Consider the following 25589-nt stretch of genomic DNA (forward strand, 5'->3'; position numbering starts at 1 on the left):
ATTCACAAATGAATGAAATTATAAATTATTATACAGAAACACTGCTAAGTGCTGGTATTGTAGATAATTCTATTTCAATATATTTATATAATAAATATTTATTAAGTGATAATGACTATATAAAGAATTTAGAAAAAAATATTAATTATATAATTGTAGATAGTCTAGAAAGTTGTAGTAGTGCAGAGGTTGATTTTATAGATATAGTATCATCTTTTGCTAAAGATAGTTATGTTTACTTCAATAGTAGTAGAGATTATTCCTCATTTAATAATATAGATATGGAATATATAAGAGAGAAAATAATAAAAACTTTTATAAATGCAAAAGTAGAAAATACAAATGAATTAGTCGGTAACATAAATCTTGAAGATTTATATTTGAAAAATGTTGATATTGAATTAAATCAAGGAAGTCAATTGTACAGTCAAATGATTCAAGAAGTTACAAATAAAATTATAGATCTGGTAAACAGCAATATTAAACCTAAAGATATAGTTATACTATCACCTATAAATAACAATATTTTAGACTACCAAGTAAAATATATATTAGATAAATATAATATTGGTGTAATAAATACAAAGAAAGATAAGAAAATTGTCGATTATCCATATGCAAATGCACTAATCGTAGCTGCATGTATATTTTATGATTATGAACAACTTATAAAGGAAGAAGAATATATAAGTTTTATAGAGACAGTTTTTGAAACAAATAGAATACAAGCTTTAAAATATTTAGGGATAAAGAAAATAATGAAAATTATCAAGAATTAATAGAATATATAAAAAGATATAAGTCAGAAAACATAAAGATATATGAATTTTTAATGAGATTTTATATAGATAAAATGTTGAGTTTAAAAGAAGGTAAATTAAATGTAAGAATATGTAGACATATTATACAAGAAAGTGAGATATTTACAGATAATATAAATCTACTAAATTTAGATAAAAATAAATCAAAAGAAAAAATATTTATAGATGTATTAAAAACTACAATAAAAGATTACTATTTATCTAAGGAAATTCAAGATATTAAAGAAAGTAATAAAATCATAATATCTACTCCATATTCTTATATAACATCTAATTTAGATAGAAAAGTTCAATTATGGGTAGATATAGGAAGTAATGCTTGGAATATGAAAATTGAAAAAGATATAAGTAATGTAATCGTACTAAGAAAATCTTATAATGAAAATAAAATTTATACTGATGATATGGAAGAAGGATATAAAAAGTACTATCTATATAATATGATCTATAATTTATTAGATAGTGCTAAAAAGGTATATGCGTATAAAAGTGATTATACTGTAAATGGATATATGCAAGAAAGTATACTATATAGTCTCTTATTAAAACTTGTAGATAAAGGAGGTGAGTAGTTTGAATAAAATAAATTATAGAGAAGATCAAATCCCTATAATAAATTATAAATCAGGGACTATGGCAGTACCTGCAGTACCTGGAGCAGGTAAAACTTTTATTGTCACAAATTTAGTTGCGAAATTGTTAGAAGAAAACTTAAATGAAAAAGGTAAAATATTAATACTTACATATATGAATAGTGCGGTAAATAACTTTAAAGGAAGAATTAAAAAAATATTAGAAGAAAAAGATATTCAAAAACATAATTTATATGAAGTTATGACTATACATAGTTTAGCAGTAAAGATTATAAAAGAAAAACCTGAGATAATAATGTTAAGTGATGAATTTAATATAGCAGATGACTTACAAAAAAATATAATACTTACTGAATGTATAAACCGATATAGATTAAGTGGTGGGGAAAAGATATTTAACTTTTTTTTAAAAGAACAAAAAAGTGAACGCTGGAGAGACATAAGTTTAGAAAATTGGGATAGAGGTTTTTATGATTTAATTGGAAACGCAATAAGTGAATTAAAATATAAAGATATAACACCAGATAAATTAGAAGAAAATATATCTAGTGATTATAAAGGAATGCTTAGGATAGTACTTCCAATATATAAGGAATATGATAGAAAATTAAAACAACAAGGATTATTAGATTATGATGATATTTTAGTTTTAGGATATAAAGCTTTAAGCATAGATGATGATTTAAGATCTAAATTTCAAAATAAATATACATATGTATTTGAAGATGAATGTCAAGATTCAAATGAGATACAAGGAAAAATTATTAAACTAATATGTGAAAAGAATAATAACTTAGTTAGAGTTGGAGATATAAATCAAAGTATAACTGGTACTTTTTCATCAGCAGACCCAAAGTATTTTAAAAACTTTATAGACAATGCAGATTATTGCTATAGAATGGATATGTCTAATCGAAGCTCTAAGGACATACTTGATTTGGCAAATGAATTAGTAAGTTATGTAACTAAAGAATTTAATCAAGTTGAATGTAGAGAAGCATTAGAGGATATGAAAATAAAGACTGTTCCTGAAAATAAAGGATACAAAGAAAATCCTAAACCAGAGAATTATACTATAAATGCTATAAAGTATGAAACTTGGAAAGAAGAAATAATTAAAACAGTAAGATTTACTAAAAATATAAAGCATAAATATCCGGACAAAAGCATTGGTATATTGGTTCCTTTTAATGACCATGTAAGTCAAGTTGGAAGAGAGCTAGAAAATGTAGGTTTAGAGTTTGAGGAATTAGGACCAAACTCAAGTAATAAAAGAAAAACTTTGAATAATATAGGATATATAATTGATTTTGTTTTAAATTGTGATAATATAAATAAGCTTATAACAGTATTAGATAAAGCGTTTATACACAGTGATAATGAACTGTGTAAGAAAGATTTTATAGAAATACTAAAAAAATATAATACAGAAGAGCTTATATATAATGAAGAAATTCAATCTAATTTAATTTTAGATACACATGGAGAAATATTTAAAGGTTTTAAATATGGTGTAGATTCATTAAAAGAAATTTTAGCATACCCCATAGTAAGATTAGACTTATTTATATTGTTTATAGGTGAAAAATTAAACCTTGAACAAGAAGATAGGGCAATAGTTGATTATATATCATTTTATGTTAAATTTTTAATATCGGAAAATATTAATACAAATCTTCAAGACGTATATAACATAATAGTAGATACAAGAAATAAAGTTTTTTCTCATATAATAGAAGTCGTATATGAGATAAATGGATATGAACCATCTCCGGGTAGTATAACTGTATGTAACTATCATAAATCAAAAGGACTAGAATGGGATTGTGTATTTTTATTAGGATTAAGCGAGTTTAATTTTCCTGATAACGTTAATCAAAAGTTCCAATGTGAAAAATGGTACTTGAAGGATAAATATAAAAATCCTGAAGCTATAATAAAGAAAGAAATAGATGCTATTATAGAAGGGTACAATGGTATAGATTATGAATATCAAACTAAAATAAACATAATAAATGAAAAGATAAGATTATTATATGTTGGAATAACAAGAGCTAAGGAAATGCTTATAATGTCTACATGTTCATTTAAGGATGAAGTTGATGTAGGTAATGAAAGAAAAAGGCAAAATCCATGCATATATTTATGGAAGCTAAATAATTATATAAAGTTAAAAAGAGGGAAGTGATTTAAATGAATAAAAATTTACAGTATTTAATATATAGTCAAAACTCTATAAATACATATAAATCATGTCCTCTAAAATTTAAGTATAAGTATATTGATAATATTAATTGGAAATTTGATGATTTTACATCAGAGGAATATTATAAAAGCTTAAAATCAGGACGAGAATTTCATTTATTATGCGAAAGATATTTTAGTAATATTCCGTTAGGGGAAATTGAAAGTGAGAAGTTTAATAAATGGATTAAAAAAATAAAAGATCTAATTCCAATATCAAAAGATTATATATATTTACCAGAATATGAAATAAGATATAAGCTAAATGGAAATGAAATACAGGCAAAGTATGATTTAATTATAATAGGAAAAAATAGTATAGATATATGGGATTGGAAGACGGAATCAAAACAAATTGATTATAAGAATGTAGAACAAAGAATGCAGACAATGGTATATTTAAGTTTAGCAAAGGAAGTTATACCAAAGTTATTTGATTTAAATATAGAACTAGAAAATATAAAAATGTATTATTACCAACCTGAGTTTGATTATGAACCAATAATTATTAAATATAATGAAGAAAATCATAAAAAGTATATTAAAAAGATAAGTGAATATATAGAGATTATAAAGCGAACTAACTATGATGGTAATGATGGTGATATAACTATAGAAAAAAATAAAAGGCATTGTAACTATTGCGAATTTGACAAGCTTTGTAATAAGTAACGCAGGAGGTAAAAATGGGACTTAAGTTTATATTAGGTAGAGGAGGCAGCGGAAAGTCTACCTATATGCTAGAAGAAATAAAGAAGAAAGCTCAAGAAAATGAGGTAACTCCGATAATAATGCTAGTTCCAGAACAATATACCTTTGAAATGGAAAGAAGAATGAGTAACTTATTTTCAGGAGATGAAAAAGATAAGTATTTAAGAGCAAGAGTATTGAGTTTTAAGACCATGAGTAATATAGTCTTTTCTCATGTTGGAGGATTAACAAATGTTAATATAAATTCAAGTGGAAAGGCTATTATTACTAGCAATGCTATAGAAAGTGTAGCAAAAGAATTAAATATATTTTCAAAATCAGCTACTCAATCAGGTTTTATAAGCTCAATAGTAGATATGATATCTGAACTTAAACAATATAATATAAGTCCAGAAATACTTGAGCATGTAAGTGCTGACGTTGAAAATGAAACTTTAAGTTTAAAGCTAAAAGATATAAGTAAAATATATGAGGCATTTGAAAGTAAATTACATGAAAAATATGTAGACTCTCAGGATATGATTAATTTATTAGCTGATAAGATAGAGTCATGTACATACTTTGATGGATGTTATATTTATATAGATGAATTCACAGGTTTTACACCTAATCAATACAGAGTATTAAAAAGTTTACTGCATAAAGCTAAAGAAGTAAATATGTCTCTTACATTAGATAGTGTACCAAATTTTTCATACAATAAAACTGATGCATTTTCTAGAACAAAATTTACCTATGAAAGATTAAATAAACTTGCATTAGAAGAAAGTGTAAAAATACATACACCTATAAATATAAATAATAGTATTATTCCTAGGTTTAATGGAAATAAAGAATTACATCACTTAGAAAGATACTATAATGCTTATCCATATAAGATATATGAGGATGAAACAAATAATATACAAATAAAAGAGTTTAATAACTTATATTCAGAAGTTGAAGAAATAGCAAAAGAAATAATTCACTTGGTAAGAGATAAAAAGGTTAGATATAAAGATATAACTATAGCAACTAGAGATTTAAATAGATATGATTTTTTAGTACATTCTATATTTAATGAATATGATATACCTAATTTTATAGATAAAAAAAGGGAAGCTAAAAGTAATCCAATAATTGTTCTTATAATATCGGCTCTTGAAATGAAAAATAGAAGATATAGCTATGAAACTATGTTTAGATATCTAAAGAGCGGTCTTTTAGGTATAGATAATAATGATATAAGTTTACTAGAAAATTATGTTCTTGCTAACGGAATTAGAGGTAAAAAGTGGTTTGAAGAAAAGTGGAATTATAGAATAAATGGAAACTATAACACAGAAGAAACTGATTATGAAATAGCTTTAAAAGAGAGAATAAATCAAATTAAAGATAAAGTTATTTACCCTATAATGAAGCTTCAAGATAAGCTATTAGGAAGAAAAACTGTAATAGAGTTATGCCAATATATATATGAATTTTTATTAGATATAAATATCCCAATTACTATAGAAAAAATGATATTAAATTTCAAAGATAAAGGTGAATTAGATATAGCTAATCAATATTCTCAAGTTTGGGATATTGTGGTGGATATACTTGATCAAATGGTTGAAATAATGGGGAATGAAAAAAAATCATTGGATGAATTTATAAGACTTATAAGTTTAGGATTTGATGAATATGAGCTAGGACTAGTTCCTCCAAGTATAGATCAAGTTCTTGTAAGTAGTGTAGATAGGATGAAAAACCCTAATACAAAATACTTATATTTAATAGGTACTACAGATGGAATATTTCCTCTTATATCAAAGGATAGTGGATTATTAAGTGATAATGATAGAGAAGACTTAGGACAAAAAGGAGTTCAAGTTGATATAGATAGTAAAACTAGGACTTTTGAAGAACAGTTTTTAGTTTATAAATCACTTACTTCTACTATGGAAAACTTAATTGTAACTTATCCAATATCTGACCATGAAGGTAAAACTTTAAGGCCATCAGTTATAGTTTCTAGATTAAAGAAAATATTTCCTAAAATAAATAATAAAAGTTATTTATTAGAAGAAGATATAAATAGTAATCAAGAGATATTAAATAGTATAACTGTGAAAGCTCCTACATTTAATAAACTAATAAATGAAATAAAAGAATTTGAAGAATCTAAAGAAATAAAAGATATTTGGCTAGATGTATATAGATATTTTATACAAGACGATGAATATAAGGGTATTTCAAGGAAAGTTATATCAGGATTAAGTTACACAAATCAGGTAGAAAAGGTAGAAGAAGAAAAAATTAAAAGATTATATCAAAATAATTTATTAAGTGTATCAAGAGTTGAAAAGTACTCTCAATGTCCATTTGCATATTTTATACAGTATGGTCTTAAAGCAAAGGAAAGAAAAGAGTATTCATTTACTGCTCCAGACTTAGGAAACTTTATACATAATATATTAGAGAGTTTTTCAAAATCATTAGCAAAAGATAATCTACATTGGGAAGATGTAGATATTAATTATATAAAAAATAAAGTATCTATATTAGTTGATGAGATTATAGATAAAATACCTGGATATATATTAAATAGTTCAGAAAGATATAAATATTTAGCATTTAGATTAAAAAATATGTTAATAGCAGCCTTAAATGTAATAGCAGAACAAATAAAGCAAGGATCATTTGAACCTAGTGATTATGAAGTTGAATTTGGTATAAATGGAAAATATCCGCCGATAAAGTTAGTATTAGATAATGGTGAATGTATTAACTTAATAGGTAAAATAGATAGAGTAGATGAATTTGAAGAAAATGAAGATAAGTATATAAGAATAGTTGATTATAAATCAGGTAATAAGTCAATTAGCTTAAGTGATATATATTATGGTTTACAGTTGCAATTATTAGTTTACTTAGATGCAATACTTGAAAGTGCAAGTAAAGGTCATGGAAATCTAAGTCCAGCTGCTATTTTGTATTGTAGGATAGATAATCCAATAGCTAAGTTCAATGAGGATAAAGATGATGAAGAAGTAAGAGAAGCAATTCTTAAAGATATGAGGATGAAGGGCCTAATAATAAAAGATGCTCATATTATAAAAGAAATGGATAAATCATTAGCAGATGGAGAACGAAAATCATCTCTTGTTATACCGGCTAATTTAACTAAGGATGGAAATATTGGAAAAAATACAAATGGTGTTACTTATGAAGAATTTGATATTCTAAGAAAATATGTAAAAAGCACAGTTAAAAATATATGTACAGAAATGATGAGTGGAAATATACATATTGGACCTTATAAAAATAAAAATGGAACATCTTGTGATTTCTGTAGCTATTCGGCGATTTGCCAATTTGATACTACAGTTAGAGATAATAAGTATAGAATACTAAATAATAAAGATAACGATGAAATTATTAAATTAATGAAGGGAGAGTGTGATTAATGAGTTCTCCTAAATGGACAATAGAACAACAATCAGTTATAGATAGTAGAAATTGTAATCTTTTAGTTGCGGCCGCTGCAGGTTCAGGAAAAACAGCAGTATTAGTTGAGCGTATAATACAAATGATAACTGATAAAGATAATCCGATTGATATAGATAAATTACTAGTAGTTACATTTACCAATGCAGCTGCATCTGAAATGAGAGAAAGGGTGGGAGATGCAATAGGTAAAGCCCTTGATGAACATCCAGAGAATACTAATTTACAAAATCAACTTGTACTTTTAAATAAGGCAAGTATAACGACTATACACTCATTTTGTTTAGAAGTTATAAAATCTAATTTTCATAGGATAAACTTAGATCCTAACTTTAGAATAGGAGATACTACTGAGTGTACAATATTAAAAACTGAAGCCTTAGAAGATGTATTTGAAGAATTGTATAAGGAAAAGGATTTAGGATTTTTAAATTTAGTAGAAAGCTATGCTGAGAAAAGAGGAGATAATGAACTTCAAAACATTATTCTTAGCATATATTCATTTGCTATGGCATCTCCTTATCCAAGTGAATGGTTAATTAAATCAGCAGAAGATTTTAATATAGATGATAATTTTGAATTTGAAAAATCAGCATGGGCTAAATCTATACTAGATACAGTTAGAATAGAAGTTAGTGGAATAGAAGTTAGTATGAAAAAAGCTTTAGAAGAAGTTGAAGATATTTTAGAATTAGAAACATTTACAGATAAATTAAGAATAGAATATCTAAAAGTAAAAGATTTACTTAAAGCTTGTAATACATCATGGAATGAAACTTATACAAGAATGTCTTCTATGACTTTTGAAAACTATGTAAAGGGAGTAAAGAGGATTCCAAAAGATGCTCCAATATATATAAAAGAAGCTAAAGATAAAGCTAAATCAATAAGAGACAAGGCAAAGAAGTCATTAGAAGATATAATACAGAGCAGTTTTTATAAGGATACAGAAAGCATAATTGAAGAGATAAAATATTTGTATCCGATAGTAAAATCTATTTCTAGTACAATAATTAAATTTGAAGAAGAGTATTCTAAGAGAAAAAGAGAAAAGGGAATAATCGATTTTAATGATATTGAGCATTTTGCTTTAAAAATATTAACTCAAAGAGATGAAAATGGAAAAATACTAACAGATGAGTTTGGTAATTCTATTCCATCAGAGATAGCATTAGCATATAGAGATAAATTTTATGAGATATTTATAGATGAATATCAAGATAGTAACCTAGTACAAGAAGTATTACTTAGTACAATAGCAAAAATACAAACTCCAAACAGATTTATGGTTGGTGATGTTAAACAAAGTATATATAGATTTAGACAAGCAAAACCTGAAATATTTCAAGAAAAATATGAAACTTATGGAGTAAATGAAGGAAGCTTATATAGAAAAATAATGTTATACAAAAACTTTAGAAGTAGAGCTGAAGTTTTAGATTCTGCTAACTATATTTTTGAAAATATAATGAGTAAAAATATAGGTGAAATTGAGTATACAGAAAAAGAAAGGTTAAACTTAGGTGCTAATTTTAAGGAAAATAATGATGAAAATATAATAGTAGGTGGTCCAACTGAAGTACATATAATTCAAAAAAGCAAGGTTGAAGATTTAGATGATAATACAGAAGAAAAACAAGATGAAGAAGAAATAGATAATATACAATTAGAAGCTAGAATGGTAGGAAAAATCATAAAAGATTTGATGACACCTAATAAAGATGGAAAAATTCAAATGATTTATGATAAAAAAATAGATTCTTATAGAAGAGTAGAATTTAAGGATATAGTAATACTTCTTAGAGCAACATCTGCGTGGGCTCCTGTATTTGCAGATGAACTTATGAATATGGATATACCAACTTATGCTGATATAGGCGTTGGATATTTTGATACAATAGAAATAAAAACAATGATATCTCTTCTACAAGTTATAGATAATCCTCTTCAAGATATTCCATTGTTGGCAGTATTAAAATCACCTATGTTTGGTTTTACACCAGAAGAGTTAATAGATATAAGATTAGAAAATAAAGAAAAATCATTTTATGAAGCTTTAGAAGACTTTTCATATGAAAGGGTATTAGAAGTAAACAATGATGAAGATCAAGTTATAAATTTAGGAAAAGTATATGAAGAACTAGAAGATATACATACAATTAAAGACTTTAATACATTTAGTAATTTTGGAGATTTTAATGAACTTGGTCAAATAGACTTAGATATACAATCTGGTGAAATAAATGAAATAAGTTATGATAATAAGGTGTTTAATTTATCAGAAAATCCTCAAATAAGAAAAGCTCAAGAGTTTTTAATTAAGTTAAAAGATTTTAAGGAAAAATCATTATATATGAGTACTGATGAATTTTTATGGTATTTATATACAAAAACAGGATATTATGCATATGTAGGAGCACTGCCAAGTGGAAGCCAAAGACAAGCAAACTTAAAGATATTATTTGAAAGAGCTAAGCAATTTGAAGAAACAAGCTTTAAAGGTATATTTAATTTTATAAACTTTATAAGTAAATTAAAAAAATCTAATACAGATATGGGAAGTGCTAAAACCCTTGGAGAAAATGCAGATGTTATTAGAATAATGAGCATACATAAAAGTAAAGGATTAGAATTCCCTGTTGTCATATGTAGTGGTATGGGAAAGAATTTTAACACTCAAGATTTTAAGAAAAATATACTGTATCATCATTCATTAGGATATGGACCACAACTTGTAGATTTTGAAAGAAGAATATCTTTTCCAAGTATAGCAAAGGAAGCATTGAAAAATAAGATCAATATAGAAAATTTATCAGAAGAAATGAGAGTACTATATGTTGCTTTTACTAGACCAAAGGAAAAACTTATAATTACAGGTTCTACTAAAAAAATAGAAGATAGCATAAAAAAATGGTCATCAGAATTAGACAGTTCTAAAACAATTTCTCAGTACTCTATTTTAAAAGGAAAGAACTTTTTAGACTGGATAATGCCTTCTATACTAAAACATAGAGATTTAGAAAATATAAGAGATGCTATAAATGTAAATATTGAACATATAGAAGATCATCCGTCAAAGTGGAGAACAAAGTTATGGTATAAGGAAGATATTTTAATTGATAAAAAAGATGAGGAGAACGAAAATAGTATAGAATGTATACTTGAAAACTTAAACTTAGATGAATTTAGTACAGAATATTATGAGCAAATAAAAGAAAAATTAAATTATCAGTATCCATATAAATTCAGTATAACTAAGCCAGCAAGTATATCAGTTACAGAAATTAAAAAAGTTCAAAATACTTATGAAGAAGATTTTTCACAAAGTTTATTTTCACAAAGAACAGTACTTAAAAAGCCATTATTTATTCAAGAAAGTCAAGAAAAGGATAAAATAACTGGAGCGGAAAGAGGTACAATTGTTCATTTAATAATGCAAGTATTAGATTTAAATAAGATAAGTAACATAGATGATATAAAGAAACAAATAGAAGGATTTATAAAAAAAGGTATAATAACACAGAAACAATCTATGGTATTAAATCCATTTAAAATATATAAATTTTTTAAATCTGATATAGGACAACGAATGCTAAAATCAGAGTTTATAAAAAGAGAACAGGCTATATATACTCAAATAAAAATGAAAGATGTATATATTTTTGAAGCAGAATTACAAAAAGATGATAGCATATATGATAGTGAAACTTTAATGCTAAGAGGTATAATAGATGCTTACTTTGAAGAAAATGGAGAGATAGTATTGATAGATTATAAGACTGATTTTGTAAATGATGAAAACAAAGAAATCGTAGTAAATAGATATAAAAAGCAATTAGACTTATATTCAGAAGCTCTAGAAAAGCTTACAGGAAAAAAAGTTAAAGAAAAATGTATTTATCTATTTGGAATAGATAAAGCAGTATCTTATTAAAACTTAAAGGAGAATATAAATGAAATTTATACATACATCAGACTGGCATTTAGGTAAAAGTTTAGAAGGTCACTCTAGAATAGAAGAGCAAGAAAAATTTTGTGATGATTTTGTGAATATAGTAAATGCCAATGATATAGATTTAGTTATAATAGCAGGAGACATATATGATACGTCAAATCCTCCAGCACAGGCAGAAAAATTATTTTATAAAACAGTATCAAGATTAGCTAATAATGGGGAAAGATGTGTTTTGATAATAGCAGGAAACCATGATAATCCAGAGCGATTAGCTGCAATAACTCCATTAGCTCATGAACAAGGTATAATAGTTTTAGGATATCCATTAAGTTCAACAGAAAAGTCAAAATATAAGGGATTTGAGATTTTAGAAGCAAAAGAAGGTTGCTTAAAAATAGAAGTAAATGGCGAAGAAAAAGCAACTATAATTACATTACCTTATCCAAGTGAAAAAAGGTTAAATGAGGCAATTGGAACTCCAAGTAGTGATGAAGAAGCTCAAAAAACTTACTCAGAGAGGGTCGGTCAAATATTTAGAGATTTAGAAGAAAATTTTGAAGATGATACTATAAATTTAGCTGTATCCCATATATTTGTAGTGGGTGGAGAATGTACAGATTCAGAAAGACCAATACAACTAGGTGGAAGTTTGCTAGTAGAAAAGAAAGATTTACCAACTAAGGCACAGTATATAGCATTAGGTCATTTGCATAAACCTCAAAAAGCATCACATAGATTAAATGCTTATTATTCTGGTTCTCCATTGCAATACAGCAAAGATGAAAGAAGTTATGCTAAGGGAGCTAATATAGTGGAATTAAAAGCTGGGGAAAGTCCAGTTATACAAAGTATATATTTTAAAGATTATAAGCCAATAGAAGTATTTAAATGTGATGGAATAGAAGAGGCAATTAAGATATGTGAGGATAATAAGGATAGAGATATTTGGTCATATTTTGAGATAAAGACAGAACATGTAATAAATCAATCAGATATAAAAAAAATGAAGGAACTTCTAGATGATATTATAGAGATTAGACCTATAATAATATCTGATTATGAGGAAGAAGAAATTGATGTAAAAGAAAAATCTATGGGAGAATTATTTAAAGAATTTTATCAATTTAGTACAGGTTTTGAGCCTAGAGGGGAACTTATGGATTTATTTTTAGGCATAATAAGTGAAGAAGGTGATTTAGAAAATGAGACCAATTAAGTTAAAGTTAAGTGGGCTTAATAGTTATGTTGAGGAGCAAATTATAGATTTTGAAGAACTTATAGATAGAGGTCTATTTGGTATATTTGGGAATACAGGAAGTGGAAAATCTACAATTTTAGATGCTATAACTATAGCTATGTATGGAAATATATCAAGAAATACTAAAGAGTTTATAAATAGTGCATGTAAAGAAGCCGTAGTAACTTATGAATTTGAAATAGGAAGTAAAAATAATAAGAGAAGATATGAGGTAAGTAGAGTTATAGGGAGAAGCAAGGCTGGCGGAACAAAAACTACTTATGCTAGATTAATAGAGAAACAAAAAGATAAAACAGAAGTTATACTTGCTGATAAAGCTAAGGATGTAAATGATATGATTGCTAAAGTTGTGGGACTTACGGCTAATGATTTTACAAGATCTGTTGTTTTACCTCAAGGTAAATTTAATGAGTTTTTAAAACTAACAGGCTCAGATAGAAGAGATATGTTAGAAAGAATATTTAATCTTGAAAAATATGGTAGAGGGCTTATAGATAAAGTTAGAAAAAGAAAGAATGAGAAGAACCTTGAATTAAGAGATTTAAATACAAAAATGAGTCAATTTGAAGGTGTTAGCATAGAGTTATATGATAATACATTAAAAGAGTTAGAAGAACTAAAATTAAGTGCAAAAGATAATGATAAAAAACTAGATTTAGCTCAAAAACAATATGAAGAAAGTAAAGAGGTTTATGAAGAACAAATTAAATTAGAAAGTTATGAATCTAGAAAGAAAGATTTAGATTTAAAGAAAAAAGATATACAAGATAAAAAAATTCAATTAGAGAATGCAGAGAATGCAGAAAGAGTAAATCCTAAAATATATGAAGTACAAGAATTAGATAAAAAAATAAATGATGACTCGATAAAGATAGAAGAAATAGAAAAAAAATTATGTATTTATAATCAAGAGCTTGCTATCACAAAAAATAGATATGAAGAAGCATACAAATCTAAAAATGAAGAAATGCCTAGGCTTGCTGAATACAGAGAAAAATTTAATAATGCAATAAAAATAGAAGAAGAATTAAATATAATAAACAAAGAAATTAAGGATATGAAAGAAAAAGGTATTGCATTAAGTAAGGAAAAGAAATTATCTGAAATAAATAAAAAGGATATAGAAGCTAATAAAGATGTAATAATTAAAAATATTAAAGATAAAGAAGAAAAATTAAATAAATTAAAAATAAGTGCAGAGCTAAAACAAAAAATATTTTTAGCATATGAATATGAAAAAGAATATTCAAAGGTTGAATATGAAAAATCACAAAAAGAAGATAAATTAAACTATTTAACTAAAGATTTAGATGATTTAAATTTAAAAAGTAAGTATATAGAAAGAGATAGATTAACCATAAGTACTAAGTTAGATGAATTACTTAATTCTCAAGAATTGCTATTAAAAAAATGTCCAGGAACTAATGATGGTATTTTATCAAAGAGTGAACATGTAAGTGATTTAAGAAATAAGCTAACTATATTAAAAGAAAATGAATCTAAAATGAAAATCTTACAAGACGAGATAAATGCTATTTTAGAAAAGAAATATAATAATAGCAGAGAAATTGCAGTTGTAACTGATAGATTAGAAGTTAACAAAAAAGAAATACAAGATTTAGAAAAAGAAATAGATAGACTTAAATACTTAAACTTAGCATTAGAACTTAGAAAAGAATTAAAGTCAGATATGCCATGTCCAGTATGTGGATCAACACACCATGAGCATATAGAATCTTCAAGTAAAGATGACGAAATAGAATTTTTAAAGAGTAAGTTAGAAAAACATATTGAAATTGATAATCTGACAAAAGCTAATTTAGAGGAAATGAATTTAAAAAATGGAGAATATATTTCTATTGAAAAAATAAAACTAAAAGAATTAGCTGAGGTAAAAGGCAAAGTAGGAGAGTTAACTTCTATAGAGGTATCGTCTAGACTAGAATCAGAAAATAGAATATTAGAATTACTAAAAAGTAATGTTCAAAAATGGAATGAAGATAAAGAAAATATGGAAGTTAGAATTAATAAATTAAAGGAAGAAAAAAGTAAGATAGAAAAGGACGAAATTAAGATACAAGAAGAAATAAATAGTTATAAAAAATCTATAAAAGAAATAAAACTAAATTTAGAAGATATTGAGCTTAAGTATAAAAAGATTAAAGCTGAATATTTAAACTTAAAAGCTATTGTAAAAGTATCTAATTTAAGTACAAAAGTAGAAGAAATAAATTCTAATGAGAAAATAATGGAAGAAGTAAATGCTGAGTATACACAATTAGTAAGTGAAAAAGAAAGAATAGAATTAGAGATAAAAGTCTTAGATGATAAAATACATAAAACTGAATTAGAACTTATAACAGCTAGAGAACTATATTCTGAAAAATGTAGATTTAGAGATGGAAAACAAGCGGACTTTATTTCTATAACTAAGGGAGAATCACCTAAAGAGTCATTAGAAAAAATTGAAGTATATGCAAAAAAAATCAGTAAATTAGAAGAAGATTTAAAAAGCAAGTTAGAAACACAAAGAATTGAATATGAAAAATGTTTAGGCGATAAAAAGAATATAGAAGGTAGTTTGAAAACTGCAAAAGATCAATATAAAATACAAGAAGAAACATTAAATCAGTTATTAAGTGAAAATAAATTTGAAAGTATTTATGCTGTCAGAAGATGTTTGCTTGAATATGAACATAAAAAAAGATTATCAGAGGAAATAGGAGAGTACGAAGAAGAACAAAAACTATTAAGTTCTAAGATAGAAGATTTAAAACATAAGTTATCTGGAAGACGTATTAAAAAAGAAGAATTTGAAGATTTAAAAAATAAAATCTATCTACTAAGAGTAGAAAGTGGAGAATTATCAAAAGAAATAGGAGCAAAACAAAATATATTAAGTAGATTAAAAGATTCATTAGATAAAGTAAAAGAAATTACAAAAGACTTAAGAAAAACACAACATAAAGTTGATCTATTAGATGATTTAGACAAGATTGTACAGGGTAATAGATTTGTTGAATATGTGGCGACAAATCAATTAAAGTATATAGCTCTTGAAGCATCAAAAAGACTAGAATCTATAACTAAGGGTCGATATGCACTAGAAATAGATCAAAAATTAAATTTTGTTATGAGAGATAATTTTAATGGAGGAGAAAGAAGAAGTGTAGATACTCTTTCAGGAGGAGAAACATTTTTAACTTCATTATCACTGGCACTTGCATTATCATCACAAATACAATTAAAAGGTAGATCACCATTAGAATTTTTCTTCTTAGATGAAGGTTTTGGTTCATTAGATAATGAATTATTAGATATAGTTATGCAATCATTAGAAAGACTACATAGTGATAAGCTAAGTGTAGGAATTATAAGTCATGTTGAAGATTTGAAAAATAGGGTACCTGTAAAGCTGGTAGTTTCACCAAGTGAAGCAGGCTCAGGATCAAAAGTAAAAATAGAATATAGTTAATAAAAAAAGTGGCATCTACAAGGGGGAATTGTAGATGCCTATATTATATATACTTATTAGGGGGAGAGATATATAATTTCCGCTCTCACATATAATTATTTACAATTTTAAAATTTATATACATGTTTATAAAAAAAGCCACCTAAACAAGGGGGGGGAAAGAATAGGTGGCTTAAGTTTAAGGGAAAGAAATTATTATTTTTAACCGCTCATTTTAGAATATTAACAGGAGTTTTGATATTCATGCTATTTACTTTTCTTAAGAGAAACTCTTTTAAGTTCCTCTTGATATATTATATGCGCATACTGAAAAAAGTGACATAAAATGTAATAAAAATTAAAAAAAATATATTTAGTGTAGAAAACTGTCGGGATTGATAATAGATTTAAATTCATCAAATCCAATTCTATCTATATAAGCACCTAATCTTTCTTTACCTTTTGCATTTTTAGCGTATGTTTTTACAATTTTATCTACAATGTCTAAGACATTTTCATCAGGTACATTCATTATTAATCTATTTCCTAATCTAGGTATAGTTCCACCTTTACCTCCTACAAAAACAGTCCATCCTTTAGGCATTCCCATTAAACCTATATCACGAGTATGGTTATCAGCACAGCTATTAGGACATCCACTAACACCAATCTTTAACTTATTTGGCAAATTCATGCCATGATATCTATTATCTAAATCTAATCCTAATTTTACGGAATCTCTAAATCCTCTTTTACAAAAAGTTGTACCAGGACAAGTTTTTATACTTCTAACGCATAGTCCAATTGCAGCACCAGGTTTCATTCCTAAATCAGCCCATGCACTATCTATATCTTCTTCTTTTAAACCAACTAATGCTATACGTTGTGCAGCAGTAACCTTTATAGCATCAACATTATACTTATCTGCAACATCAGCTAATTTTCTTAATTGATCAGAACTTATTAAACCAGCAGGAACGTGAGGTGCTATAGCATAAGTAGATTTATCTCTTTGTAAAACAGCACCTTTATCTAGTAAGTCATTCATTTTATTACCTCCAGATGTTATTTTTATATGATATAACTTATTATTAGTAATTATTAATTTTTTATAAATGAAATAATAATTTTTACTTAGCGTACATATAAGTAATTATATAAAATGAAAAACATTTTAAATTGCTAAGAGGGCATAATATTATGGAATAATCTTATATGAATTGTACTGTTTCCAAAAAATATATATTTGTGTTATAATTAATACTAACATTATACTAAATATAAAAAACAGAAATTAGGAGTGTGGTTAAGGTTGGATTCGACCAGTAGTAGTAATTTGATTCAAATAGTATTATTAGGGATATTATTAGTAAGTTCAGGATTTTTCTCAGCATCAGAAACTGCTTTAATGTCTTTAAGTAAAATAAGAATTAGGTATATGAAAGAGGAAGGGGTTAAGGGTGCTAAATTAGTAGGTTCCCTAATAGATAATCCTAATAATCTTTTAACATCTATACTAGTAGGAAATAATGTTGTAAATATAGCAGCAACATCTATATCAACATCATTATTTATGTCTTTATATGGAGATGGTGGTGTACCTATAGCAACTGCAGTTATGACTATATTAGTACTAATATTTGGAGAAATTACTCCAAAAACTATAGCAGCTAACAATACAGAGAAAGTTGCACTTGTAGTTTCAAAACCAATAAAAACTACAATAGTAATTTTAAAGCCTATAGTATGGATATTTAATCTTATAACAAAGGTAATATTTAAAGTTCTTGGTGTCCAAGATAAGGGTATTCAGCCATACATAACAGAAGAAGAATTAAAAACTATGGTAAATGTAAGTCACGAAGAAGGAGTACTTCAAATGGAAGAAAGAGAAATTATAAATAATGTATTCCAATTTGGTGACATGCAAGCTAAAGAAGCTATGGTTCAAAGATTAGATATTATAGCTATAAATGCAGAGGATACCTACGATGAAATCATGGATTTATTTAAGAATGAAAAATTAAGTAGATTGCCTGTATATGAAGAGTCTATAGATAATATAATAGGAATTCTTAATATAAAGGATGTTGTTTTCTTAGAAGACAATGAAATCGAAAAATTTAATATAAAAGATTATGTAAGAGAAGCATTTTTCACATATGAATTTAAGAAAATAACTCAACTTTTAGAAGAAATGAAGAAAGAAAAAACTCAAATGGCTATAGTAGTAGATGAATATGGCGCAACAGCAGGTTTAATAACAGTAGAAGATTTAGTTGAAGTAATAGTCGGTGATATAGATGATGAGTATGATGAAGAAGATGATGAGATACAAGTAATAAAAGAGGATGAATATATAGTTGAAGGAAGTACTAAAATAACAGATGTAAATGAAATGATAGGAACTAAGTTAGAGTCAGAAGAATTTGATTCTATTGGTGGTTTTATAATAGGTCATTTAGGTCGTATTCCAGATGAGAGTGAAGTTGTTGAAGTAGATAATATAAAACTATGTATAGAAAGCCTTGATAAAAACAGAATAATGAAAATAAGAATATTCACATAAATAATAAAACACTGCAATTAAGCAGTGTTTTATTTGTATATGATGATAATTTTAAGTGTATAATTAAGTAAAAGGGGGTTATTAAATGAATGTTTTAAATAGAGATTTTTTAATAAAGTTAAAGAATAATTCAATTTTTTTTATTATATATAGTTTATGTTTTATATTTATATACAAAACATTTCCTTACATAGCTCCATTTTTTATTGGATTAATAATAGCGCTTATAATTAATCCAATATCCCAAAAGCTTAAAGAGAGATTAAATATAAATAAAGGGATATCTACTCTTATATTAAGTTTTTTCGGTGTAGCTATAGCCATTGGAATTACTACAGCAATGGCCATTTCAGGGACTAAACAATTAATAATTTTTTTAAATCATATAGATACAAACTATAATGATATTAATAATATGATAATTATGTTAATGAATAAGGCAAGTGATTATCTAGAGAATTTTAAAGAAATATCAAACATCAATATTGAGGATATGATGAGTAAGTACAGTTCTGAGTTAGTTGGGGTAATAAAAAGTTGTTTAAGTAACATAATAAATTTTGCTGGGTCAATACCATACATAGTTATATTAATTATAACTTTATTTATATCTACCTACTTTATTGCAAAAGATATAGATAAAATAGAAGATGGCTTTTATAGCATGTTTACAGATAATGCAAAAGTTAAAGTAAAAAATATAAAAAAAGAAATTAGATTATCCATATTAGGTTATATAAGGGCATATGTAATACTTATAGGAATAACTTTTTTAGTTATATGGGGAAGCTTTAGCTTCTTTGGAGTAAAATATGGATTTATATTAGGTGTAATAGGTGGATTACTTGATTTAATTCCCTTTTTAGGTATTGTAGTTATTTTTGTACCAGTTATAATATACAACTTAGTGATAGAAAATTATTTTGTAGCAATATCCATAAGCATCGTATTTTTAGCGTTATCTATAGTAAGACAAATTCTTGAGCCTAAGTTAGTTTCTACTCACATAGGATTAAATCCATTATCTACAGTAATTGCTATATTTATAGGAGTGCAAGTAAAAGGAGTAATTGGAATAATATTTTGTTTAGGGTTAGTAGCTATGCATGATATTTTAAAGAAGGTTGAAATTTTATAATAAAGTAAAGTATAAAATAACATAAGAAAGAAGGCGTTTATATGAGAGAAAAAATAACAGAAAGATTTTTAAAGTATGTAAAGTTTGATACTACAGCTAATCCTAAAAATTCAGCTTGTCCTTCATCAGAGGGTCAAAGAGTATTTGCACAAAGTTTAGTTGAAGAATTAAAAAATTTAGGATTAGAAGATGCTAATTTAGATGAAAATAGTTATGTAATGGCAACATTAAAAGGGAATGTAGATGATGTTGATACAATAGGATTTATATCTCATTTAGATACAGCACCAGATATTACAGGTAAAAATGTTAATCCAAGGGTGATAAAAAATTATGATGGTAAAGATATTGTTTTAAATGAAGAACTTAATATTGTTACATATATAAAAGATTATCCAGAACTTGAAAGTTTAAAAGGTCAAGATATTATAGTGACAGATGGTACAACATTACTAGGAGCTGATGATAAAGCTGGAGTAACAGCTATTATGAGTGCTGTAGAATACTTAGTCAATCATCCAGAAATTAAGCATGGGGATATAAAAATAGGATTTACACCAGATGAAGAAGTTGGTAGAGGTGCAGACTTATTTAATGTAGAAAAATTTGGAGCAAAGTATGCCTATACAATAGATGGAGGTGCTGAAGGAGAACTTGAATATGAGAACTTCAACGCAGCAGGAGCTACAATAAAGATACAAGGAAGAAACGTTCATCCAGGATCAGCTAAAGATAAAATGATAAATGCTCTTCATATAGCTTGTGAAATAGCAGATTCTTTTCCAAAAGAAGAAAGACCTGAGACTACAGAACACTATGAAGGCTTTTATCATTTAAACGATATAAATGGTAGTGTTGAAGAAGCTACTATGATATATATAATAAGGGATCATGATAAAGTAAAATTTGAAGCTAGAAAACAATATATGATTGATGTTATTGAAAAATTAAATATTAAGTATGATAATAGAATAAATTTAGATTTAAAAGATCAATACTATAATATGAAGGAAAAAGTTGAGCCAGTAATTTTTATAGTAGATATAGTTAAACAGTCAATGGAAGATCTAGGAATAATACCTAATATAGTACCTATAAGAGGAGGTACTGATGGAGCAAGATTATCTTATGAAGGACTTCCTTGTCCAAACATATTTACAGGAGGTATAAATTTTCACAGTAAAAATGAATGTGTATCTATAGATGCAATGGAAAAATGTACAAGGTTAATTACAAAAATAGCTGAAAGCTATACAAAGAGATAAAAAAAAGCAAGTATAAATAGTAATATTTATACTTGCTTTTTTATGTAAATTTATATAATAAACAAAATATAATGAAAATTATTGTATAAATGCACAATTAATATACATACACATTGATTTATAATTGTATTTAGGAATAGAGAATAAAAGGGAGGTACATATGAATCAGTTTGTTAACTTATCAGATGGATTATTAATTCCAAAGTTAGGACAAGGTACTTGGTACTTAGGAGAAAATAAAAGAAAAAGATGAAATAGAGAGTATAAGAATAGGCATTGAAAATGGAATGACTTTAATAGATACTGCAGAGATGTATGGAGAAGGATTAGCAGAAGAATTGGTTGGTAAAGCAATAAAAGGATATGATAGAGAAAAATTATTTTTAGTATCTAAAGTATATCCTCATAATTCAGGAAAAAATAGAATTTTTAAAAGTTGTGAAGAAACTTTAAAAAGAATGAATGTAGATTATTTAGATTTATATTTACTACATTGGAGAGGAAATGTACCTTTAAGTGAAACTGTGGAGTGTATGGAAGAGTTAGTATCGAAAGGAAAGATAAAACGTTGGGGAGTATCAAATTTTGATTTAGATGATATGATAGAACTTATGAACATACTAAATGGAAATAATTGTGCGATAAATCAAGTATTATATCATTTAGGGTCTAGAGGTATATAGTATAGTTTATACCCTTGGATGATGGAACGAAATATACCAATAATGGCATATTGTCCAATGGCTCAAGCAGGAAGGCTTAGAAAGAACATAAATAGTAATCCTATGCTTAAAGAGATTGCAAATAGTCATGGATTAAGCATTATTGAATTACTTCTTTGTTTTGTATTACAAAAGAATCAAATAATTGCAATTCCAAGAACTAGTAATCCGTAGCATGCACTTAAAAATTCTAAAGTTAAAAATATTATATTAACTAAAGAAGAGTTAGATATTATGGATAAAGAATTTCCAGCTCATAATAGGAAAGTTTATCTAGATATAGTATAGAATATTTTAAAGAGATATAATTGGTATCATAGCTTACACATACTATTATTAAATGTTAATAATAGGTTGCTTATTGAATATAGAAATGTATCAATATGTAATATTTTGTCATATTTATATAGTATATTAGTGCTTACTAATATATAAAGGTTAAAAAGGAATGATTGTATGACAGAAATAGGTAAACTTATAAATCTTATTAACTTTAATAAAGAAAATGAAGTTAAAAGTTTAGGGTACTCTATATCATATGGTATAAATTTAGTTAATGCTACTAATATGTGGAGTAAAGGATATACAGGAAAAAATGTAATCATAGCGGTAATAGATACTGGATGTGATAAAGATCATCCAGATTTAAAAGATAGAATAGTTGAAGGAAGAAATTTTACTACTGATGATGGTGGAAATCCAGATATATATACCGATTATGATGGTCATGGAACTCATGTTTCAGGGATAATAGCAGCTAATAACTCAAAAAATGGAGTAGTTGGTGTAGCACCAAGTGCGAAGTTAATGATTTTAAAGGCTTTAGCAAAAGGCGGTGTAGGTCAGTACTCATGGATAATAGATGCTATAGATTATGCAGTATCTAAAAAAGTAGATATCATATCTATGTCATTAGGTGGACCCAATGATGTACCTCAATTACATCAAGCAATTATTAATGCGATTAATAATAATATATTGGTAGTGTGTGCAGCAGGTAATAGTGGTGATAATTCTGCACTAACCGATGAATTGGATTATCCTGGTGCATATGAAGAAGTAATAGAAGTAGGAGCTATAGATATGAATAAAGTCCCTGCATATTTCAGTGATTCTAACAAGGAATTAGATGTAATAGCACCAGGTGTAAGTATATTATCAACATACAAAAACCAATCATATGCAACTCTAAGTGGAACTAGCATGGCTGCACCATATGTTTCTGGAAGTTTGGCATTAATAATTGAATGGTCAACAAATGAATTTGGAAGAAAACTTAGTGAACCAGAGCTATATGCTCAACTAATAAAGATGACAGTAAGTATCAATTACCCGAGAAGTATGCAAGGAAATGGATATGTGTATTTAAATCCATATATAGTTACTAGAAAAATATAGGCTTAAATAAAATAAGTGGCAATGGTGTAGCTACACTATTGCCATTTTTCATATAAATATAAATTTATAGCTCTATAATATTTCCTGTGTTTAAATCTATAAAATTGAAATCTAACTCTAATTCATCTTCATTAGAGTTAATTATTTCAATTGTAGCAACTGAATGAGTTCCGTCTTTAGGGATAGATGTGCTTCCAGGGTTTAACACCATTAAAGATTCATCAAAGAATAACTCTTTAACATGAGTATGTCCTAGAATTAGTATATCAGCCCCCATGTTTTTAGCTTTTTTTATAGTTTCTTCTTTAGAATCTAAATAACCATGAGTTAATAGAATTCTTATTTCTCCAAATTGACTCATCACATAAGGACTTTGGATAGGATGATTAATAACCATTTGATCTACATCAGCTTCACAGTTACCCTTAGTTAGAAGGATGTTATCTAAATTATTTAATTTTTCAATAACTCCCTTAGGATTGTAGTCTTTAGGTAAATCATTTCTAGGTCCATGATAAAGTATATCACCACCATGTAAAAGAATATCACAATCAGATAATGCTTTTACAGCTTTTTCAAAATAATATAAACTTCCATGAGTATCACTCATTATACCAATTTTCATTATAAACCCTCCTATGTATATTATAAGAATTTTTCAGATACTCTACTCCAAAATTCATAATTAGACATTCTAAGTAATCTGATTTTTATATCAGATGCAAAAACTTGTATATCTGAAATTTGATTAAATCTATGTTCTACTCCATCAACTACAATTAATATAGAATCTTCAAATCTATATTCAGGTGCAATTTTTATTATAGAGTCAATTGAAAATATAATACTTGATGTAAAACATCTATATGCATTAGTGTTGATTGGATAAAGTGGAGTTAATTGCATTAACTCTATGCTAGTATCAACTATGCTTCCACCAGCTGCATAGTTATAAGCAGTAGAACCTGTAGGTGTAGATACTATCATTCCATCACCACTAAAATTTTGTATATGTCTATCATTAACTTTTAGATTAAGATGTATAGTTCTTGATTTATCACCTTTTACAACTACTTCGTTAATAGCGAAAACATCACAGCAACTTTTATTAGTACATACACTAGCCTGAATAACGGGTACTTCCTCAATAATATAATCCATATGTAGATAATCCTTGATGAATTTATCTATATTTTCTGGCGATATTTCAGGGAAGAAGCCAAGATGACCAGTATTTATTCCGACAATAGGAACTTCAGGAAAATCAAAGTCGTGAACTGTTTTTAAGAAAGAACCATCACCGCCTATTGATATAATAAGTTCTGTGTCAGGATGAAAATCATAGTATACATTAAATCCAGCCTTAATAAGTTTTTCTTTTAATAAATCTCTAGTCTCAATAGATTTATGTACTTGATTTGAGTTTATAGTTATAATTCTTTTCATCTTTCCACCTCTTTATACTTTGTATTATAACATAACTTGTAGATTTAATAGGAAAGATAATAAATTAACATAAATTGTAAAGTAAATTATTGACACTTACGTATATACAGTATATATTGTATATATACAGTAGGTGCTCTTTAAGAAGTTATTGAGAAAGGATAGGTTATGAAAATTATAATTAGTAATTCATCAGATACTACAATTTATGGACAAATTGTAAATCAAATAAAAGAAGCTATAATATCTAATGAATTAAAATCAGGATATTTACTTCCATCTATAAGGGCTTTAGCAAAAGATTTAAATATAAGTGTAATTACAACAAAAAGAGCTTATGAAGAATTACAAAAGCAAGGGTTTATAGATATAGTTCCTGGTAAAGGAACTTTTGTAGCATGTTTTAGTAAAGATATTATATATGAAGAAAAAATGAAAGAAATAGAACTTAAAATAGAAGAAATTATTGAAATTTCAAAGATTATAGATGTTTCAAGAGAAGATATAATAGAAATATTTAATTGCATATATGAGGGGTGAATTT

Annotated in this window: 15 protein-coding genes and 2 pseudogenes; 14 read left to right on the forward strand and 3 right to left on the reverse strand. The window is 26.4% G+C overall.

The features are described 5' to 3' along the window. The 8 genes and pseudogenes from EIH23_RS16355 to EIH23_RS10215 form a co-directional block, all read left to right on the forward strand. Positions 1 to 779: pseudogene (locus EIH23_RS16355) on the forward strand (hypothetical protein); the annotation flags it as partial. Between the two features lie 53 nt (positions 780 to 832). Further along, complete coding sequence (locus EIH23_RS10185; RefSeq protein ID WP_122640188.1) at positions 833 to 1393, forward strand: hypothetical protein; 561 nt, start codon at positions 833 to 835, stop codon at positions 1391 to 1393. Continuing rightward, positions 1386 to 3602, forward strand: a complete 2217-nt coding sequence (locus EIH23_RS10190) for an ATP-dependent helicase (RefSeq protein ID WP_243113389.1) — start codon at positions 1386 to 1388, stop codon at positions 3600 to 3602. The genes EIH23_RS10185 and EIH23_RS10190 overlap by 8 nt, the downstream gene beginning before the upstream one ends. A 5-nt stretch (positions 3603 to 3607) precedes the next feature. Next, positions 3608 to 4330, forward strand: a complete 723-nt coding sequence (locus EIH23_RS10195; RefSeq protein WP_122640190.1) for a PD-(D/E)XK nuclease family protein — start codon at positions 3608 to 3610, stop codon at positions 4328 to 4330. A gap of 14 nt (positions 4331 to 4344) precedes the next feature. Further along, a complete protein-coding gene (gene addB, locus EIH23_RS10200; RefSeq protein WP_122640191.1) occupies positions 4345 to 7800 on the forward strand; it encodes a helicase-exonuclease AddAB subunit AddB in 3456 nt (1151 codons plus the stop codon). Then, the gene (gene addA / locus EIH23_RS10205; protein ID WP_122640192.1) at positions 7800 to 11774 is read left to right on the forward strand and encodes a helicase-exonuclease AddAB subunit AddA; all 3975 of its coding nucleotides are present in this window, start codon (positions 7800 to 7802) and stop codon (positions 11772 to 11774) included. The genes addB and addA overlap by 1 nt, the downstream gene beginning before the upstream one ends. Before the next feature lie 19 nt (positions 11775 to 11793). Then, positions 11794 to 13011, forward strand: a complete 1218-nt coding sequence (locus EIH23_RS10210) for a metallophosphoesterase family protein (protein WP_122640193.1) — start codon at positions 11794 to 11796, stop codon at positions 13009 to 13011. Continuing rightward, the gene (locus tag EIH23_RS10215; RefSeq protein ID WP_122640194.1) at positions 12998 to 16528 is read left to right on the forward strand and encodes an AAA family ATPase; all 3531 of its coding nucleotides are present in this window, start codon (positions 12998 to 13000) and stop codon (positions 16526 to 16528) included. The genes EIH23_RS10210 and EIH23_RS10215 overlap by 14 nt, the downstream gene beginning before the upstream one ends. 352 nt (positions 16529 to 16880) lie before the next feature. On the opposite strand, the gene EIH23_RS10220 is transcribed toward EIH23_RS10215, so the two are convergent. Further along, positions 16881 to 17555 (reverse strand): NAD(P)/FAD-dependent oxidoreductase, encoded by a 675-nt coding sequence (locus EIH23_RS10220; RefSeq protein ID WP_122640195.1) that lies wholly within the window; start codon positions 17553 to 17555, stop codon positions 16881 to 16883. Positions 17556 to 17819: 264 nt separating this feature from the next. On the opposite strand from EIH23_RS10220, the gene EIH23_RS10225 reads away from it, so the two are divergent. The 5 genes and pseudogenes from EIH23_RS10225 (at position 17820) to EIH23_RS10245 (ending at position 23599) form a co-directional block, all read left to right on the forward strand. Continuing rightward, on the forward strand, positions 17820 to 19076 hold the full coding sequence (locus tag EIH23_RS10225; protein ID WP_279265883.1) for an HlyC/CorC family transporter: 1257 nt from the start codon (positions 17820 to 17822) through the stop codon (positions 19074 to 19076). A gap of 85 nt (positions 19077 to 19161) precedes the next feature. Continuing rightward, entirely contained in the window at positions 19162 to 20214 is a 1053-nt protein-coding gene (ytvI, locus tag EIH23_RS10230; RefSeq protein WP_122640197.1) for a sporulation integral membrane protein YtvI, read from the forward strand. A gap of 41 nt (positions 20215 to 20255) precedes the next feature. Next, positions 20256 to 21479 carry a peptidase T gene (pepT, locus tag EIH23_RS10235; RefSeq protein ID WP_122640198.1) on the forward strand — a complete coding sequence of 408 codons (1224 nt, stop codon included), beginning with the start codon at positions 20256 to 20258 and terminating at the stop codon, positions 21477 to 21479. Positions 21480 to 21766: 287 nt separating this feature from the next. Beyond that, positions 21767 to 22375: pseudogene (locus tag EIH23_RS10240) on the forward strand (aldo/keto reductase). A gap of 282 nt (positions 22376 to 22657) precedes the next feature. Next, positions 22658 to 23599, forward strand: a complete 942-nt coding sequence (locus tag EIH23_RS10245; RefSeq protein WP_122640199.1) for a S8 family peptidase — start codon at positions 22658 to 22660, stop codon at positions 23597 to 23599. Positions 23600 to 23663: 64 nt separating this feature from the next. Here the strand turns inward: EIH23_RS10245 and yfcE are convergent, their stop codons facing one another. Together yfcE and EIH23_RS10255 are read right to left on the reverse strand one after the other, a co-directional pair. Beyond that, a complete protein-coding gene (gene yfcE / locus EIH23_RS10250; protein ID WP_122640200.1) occupies positions 23664 to 24224 on the reverse strand; it encodes a phosphodiesterase in 561 nt (186 codons plus the stop codon). A gap of 20 nt (positions 24225 to 24244) precedes the next feature. Further along, the gene (locus EIH23_RS10255; RefSeq protein WP_122640201.1) at positions 24245 to 25045 is read right to left on the reverse strand and encodes an NAD(+)/NADH kinase; all 801 of its coding nucleotides are present in this window, start codon (positions 25043 to 25045) and stop codon (positions 24245 to 24247) included. A 168-nt stretch (positions 25046 to 25213) separates the two neighbouring features. On the opposite strand from EIH23_RS10255, the gene EIH23_RS10260 reads away from it, so the two are divergent. Further along, entirely contained in the window at positions 25214 to 25585 is a 372-nt protein-coding gene (locus EIH23_RS10260) for a GntR family transcriptional regulator (protein ID WP_122640202.1), read from the forward strand. The last annotated feature ends 4 nt before the right edge of the window (positions 25586 to 25589 follow it).

It is taken from the genome of Romboutsia sp. Marseille-P6047, assembly GCF_900604535.1.
Classification (GTDB): domain Bacteria; phylum Bacillota; class Clostridia; order Peptostreptococcales; family Peptostreptococcaceae; genus Romboutsia_E.

Excerpts from the sequence above, each read along its gene's own strand:
- EIH23_RS10255 (WP_122640201.1), bottom strand. The coding sequence starts at position 25,045 with ATGAAAAGAATTATAACTATAAACTCAAATCAAGTACATAAATCTATT.
- addB (WP_122640191.1), top strand. The coding sequence starts at position 4,345 with ATGGGACTTAAGTTTATATTAGGTAGAGGAGGCAGCGGAAAGTCTACC.
- pepT (WP_122640198.1), top strand. The coding sequence starts at position 20,256 with ATGAGAGAAAAAATAACAGAAAGATTTTTAAAGTATGTAAAGTTTGAT.
- ytvI (WP_122640197.1), top strand. The coding sequence starts at position 19,162 with ATGAATGTTTTAAATAGAGATTTTTTAATAAAGTTAAAGAATAATTCA.
- EIH23_RS10195 (WP_122640190.1), top strand. The coding sequence starts at position 3,608 with ATGAATAAAAATTTACAGTATTTAATATATAGTCAAAACTCTATAAAT.
- EIH23_RS10220 (WP_122640195.1), bottom strand. The coding sequence starts at position 17,555 with ATGAATGACTTACTAGATAAAGGTGCTGTTTTACAAAGAGATAAATCT.
- EIH23_RS10210 (WP_122640193.1), top strand. The coding sequence starts at position 11,794 with ATGAAATTTATACATACATCAGACTGGCATTTAGGTAAAAGTTTAGAA.
- EIH23_RS10245 (WP_122640199.1), top strand. The coding sequence starts at position 22,658 with ATGACAGAAATAGGTAAACTTATAAATCTTATTAACTTTAATAAAGAA.
- EIH23_RS10215 (WP_122640194.1), top strand. The coding sequence starts at position 12,998 with ATGAGACCAATTAAGTTAAAGTTAAGTGGGCTTAATAGTTATGTTGAG.
- EIH23_RS10185 (WP_122640188.1), top strand. The coding sequence starts at position 833 with ATGAGATTTTATATAGATAAAATGTTGAGTTTAAAAGAAGGTAAATTA.
- EIH23_RS10260 (WP_122640202.1), top strand. The coding sequence starts at position 25,214 with ATGAAAATTATAATTAGTAATTCATCAGATACTACAATTTATGGACAA.
- addA (WP_122640192.1), top strand. The coding sequence starts at position 7,800 with ATGAGTTCTCCTAAATGGACAATAGAACAACAATCAGTTATAGATAGT.
- yfcE (WP_122640200.1), bottom strand. The coding sequence starts at position 24,224 with ATGAAAATTGGTATAATGAGTGATACTCATGGAAGTTTATATTATTTT.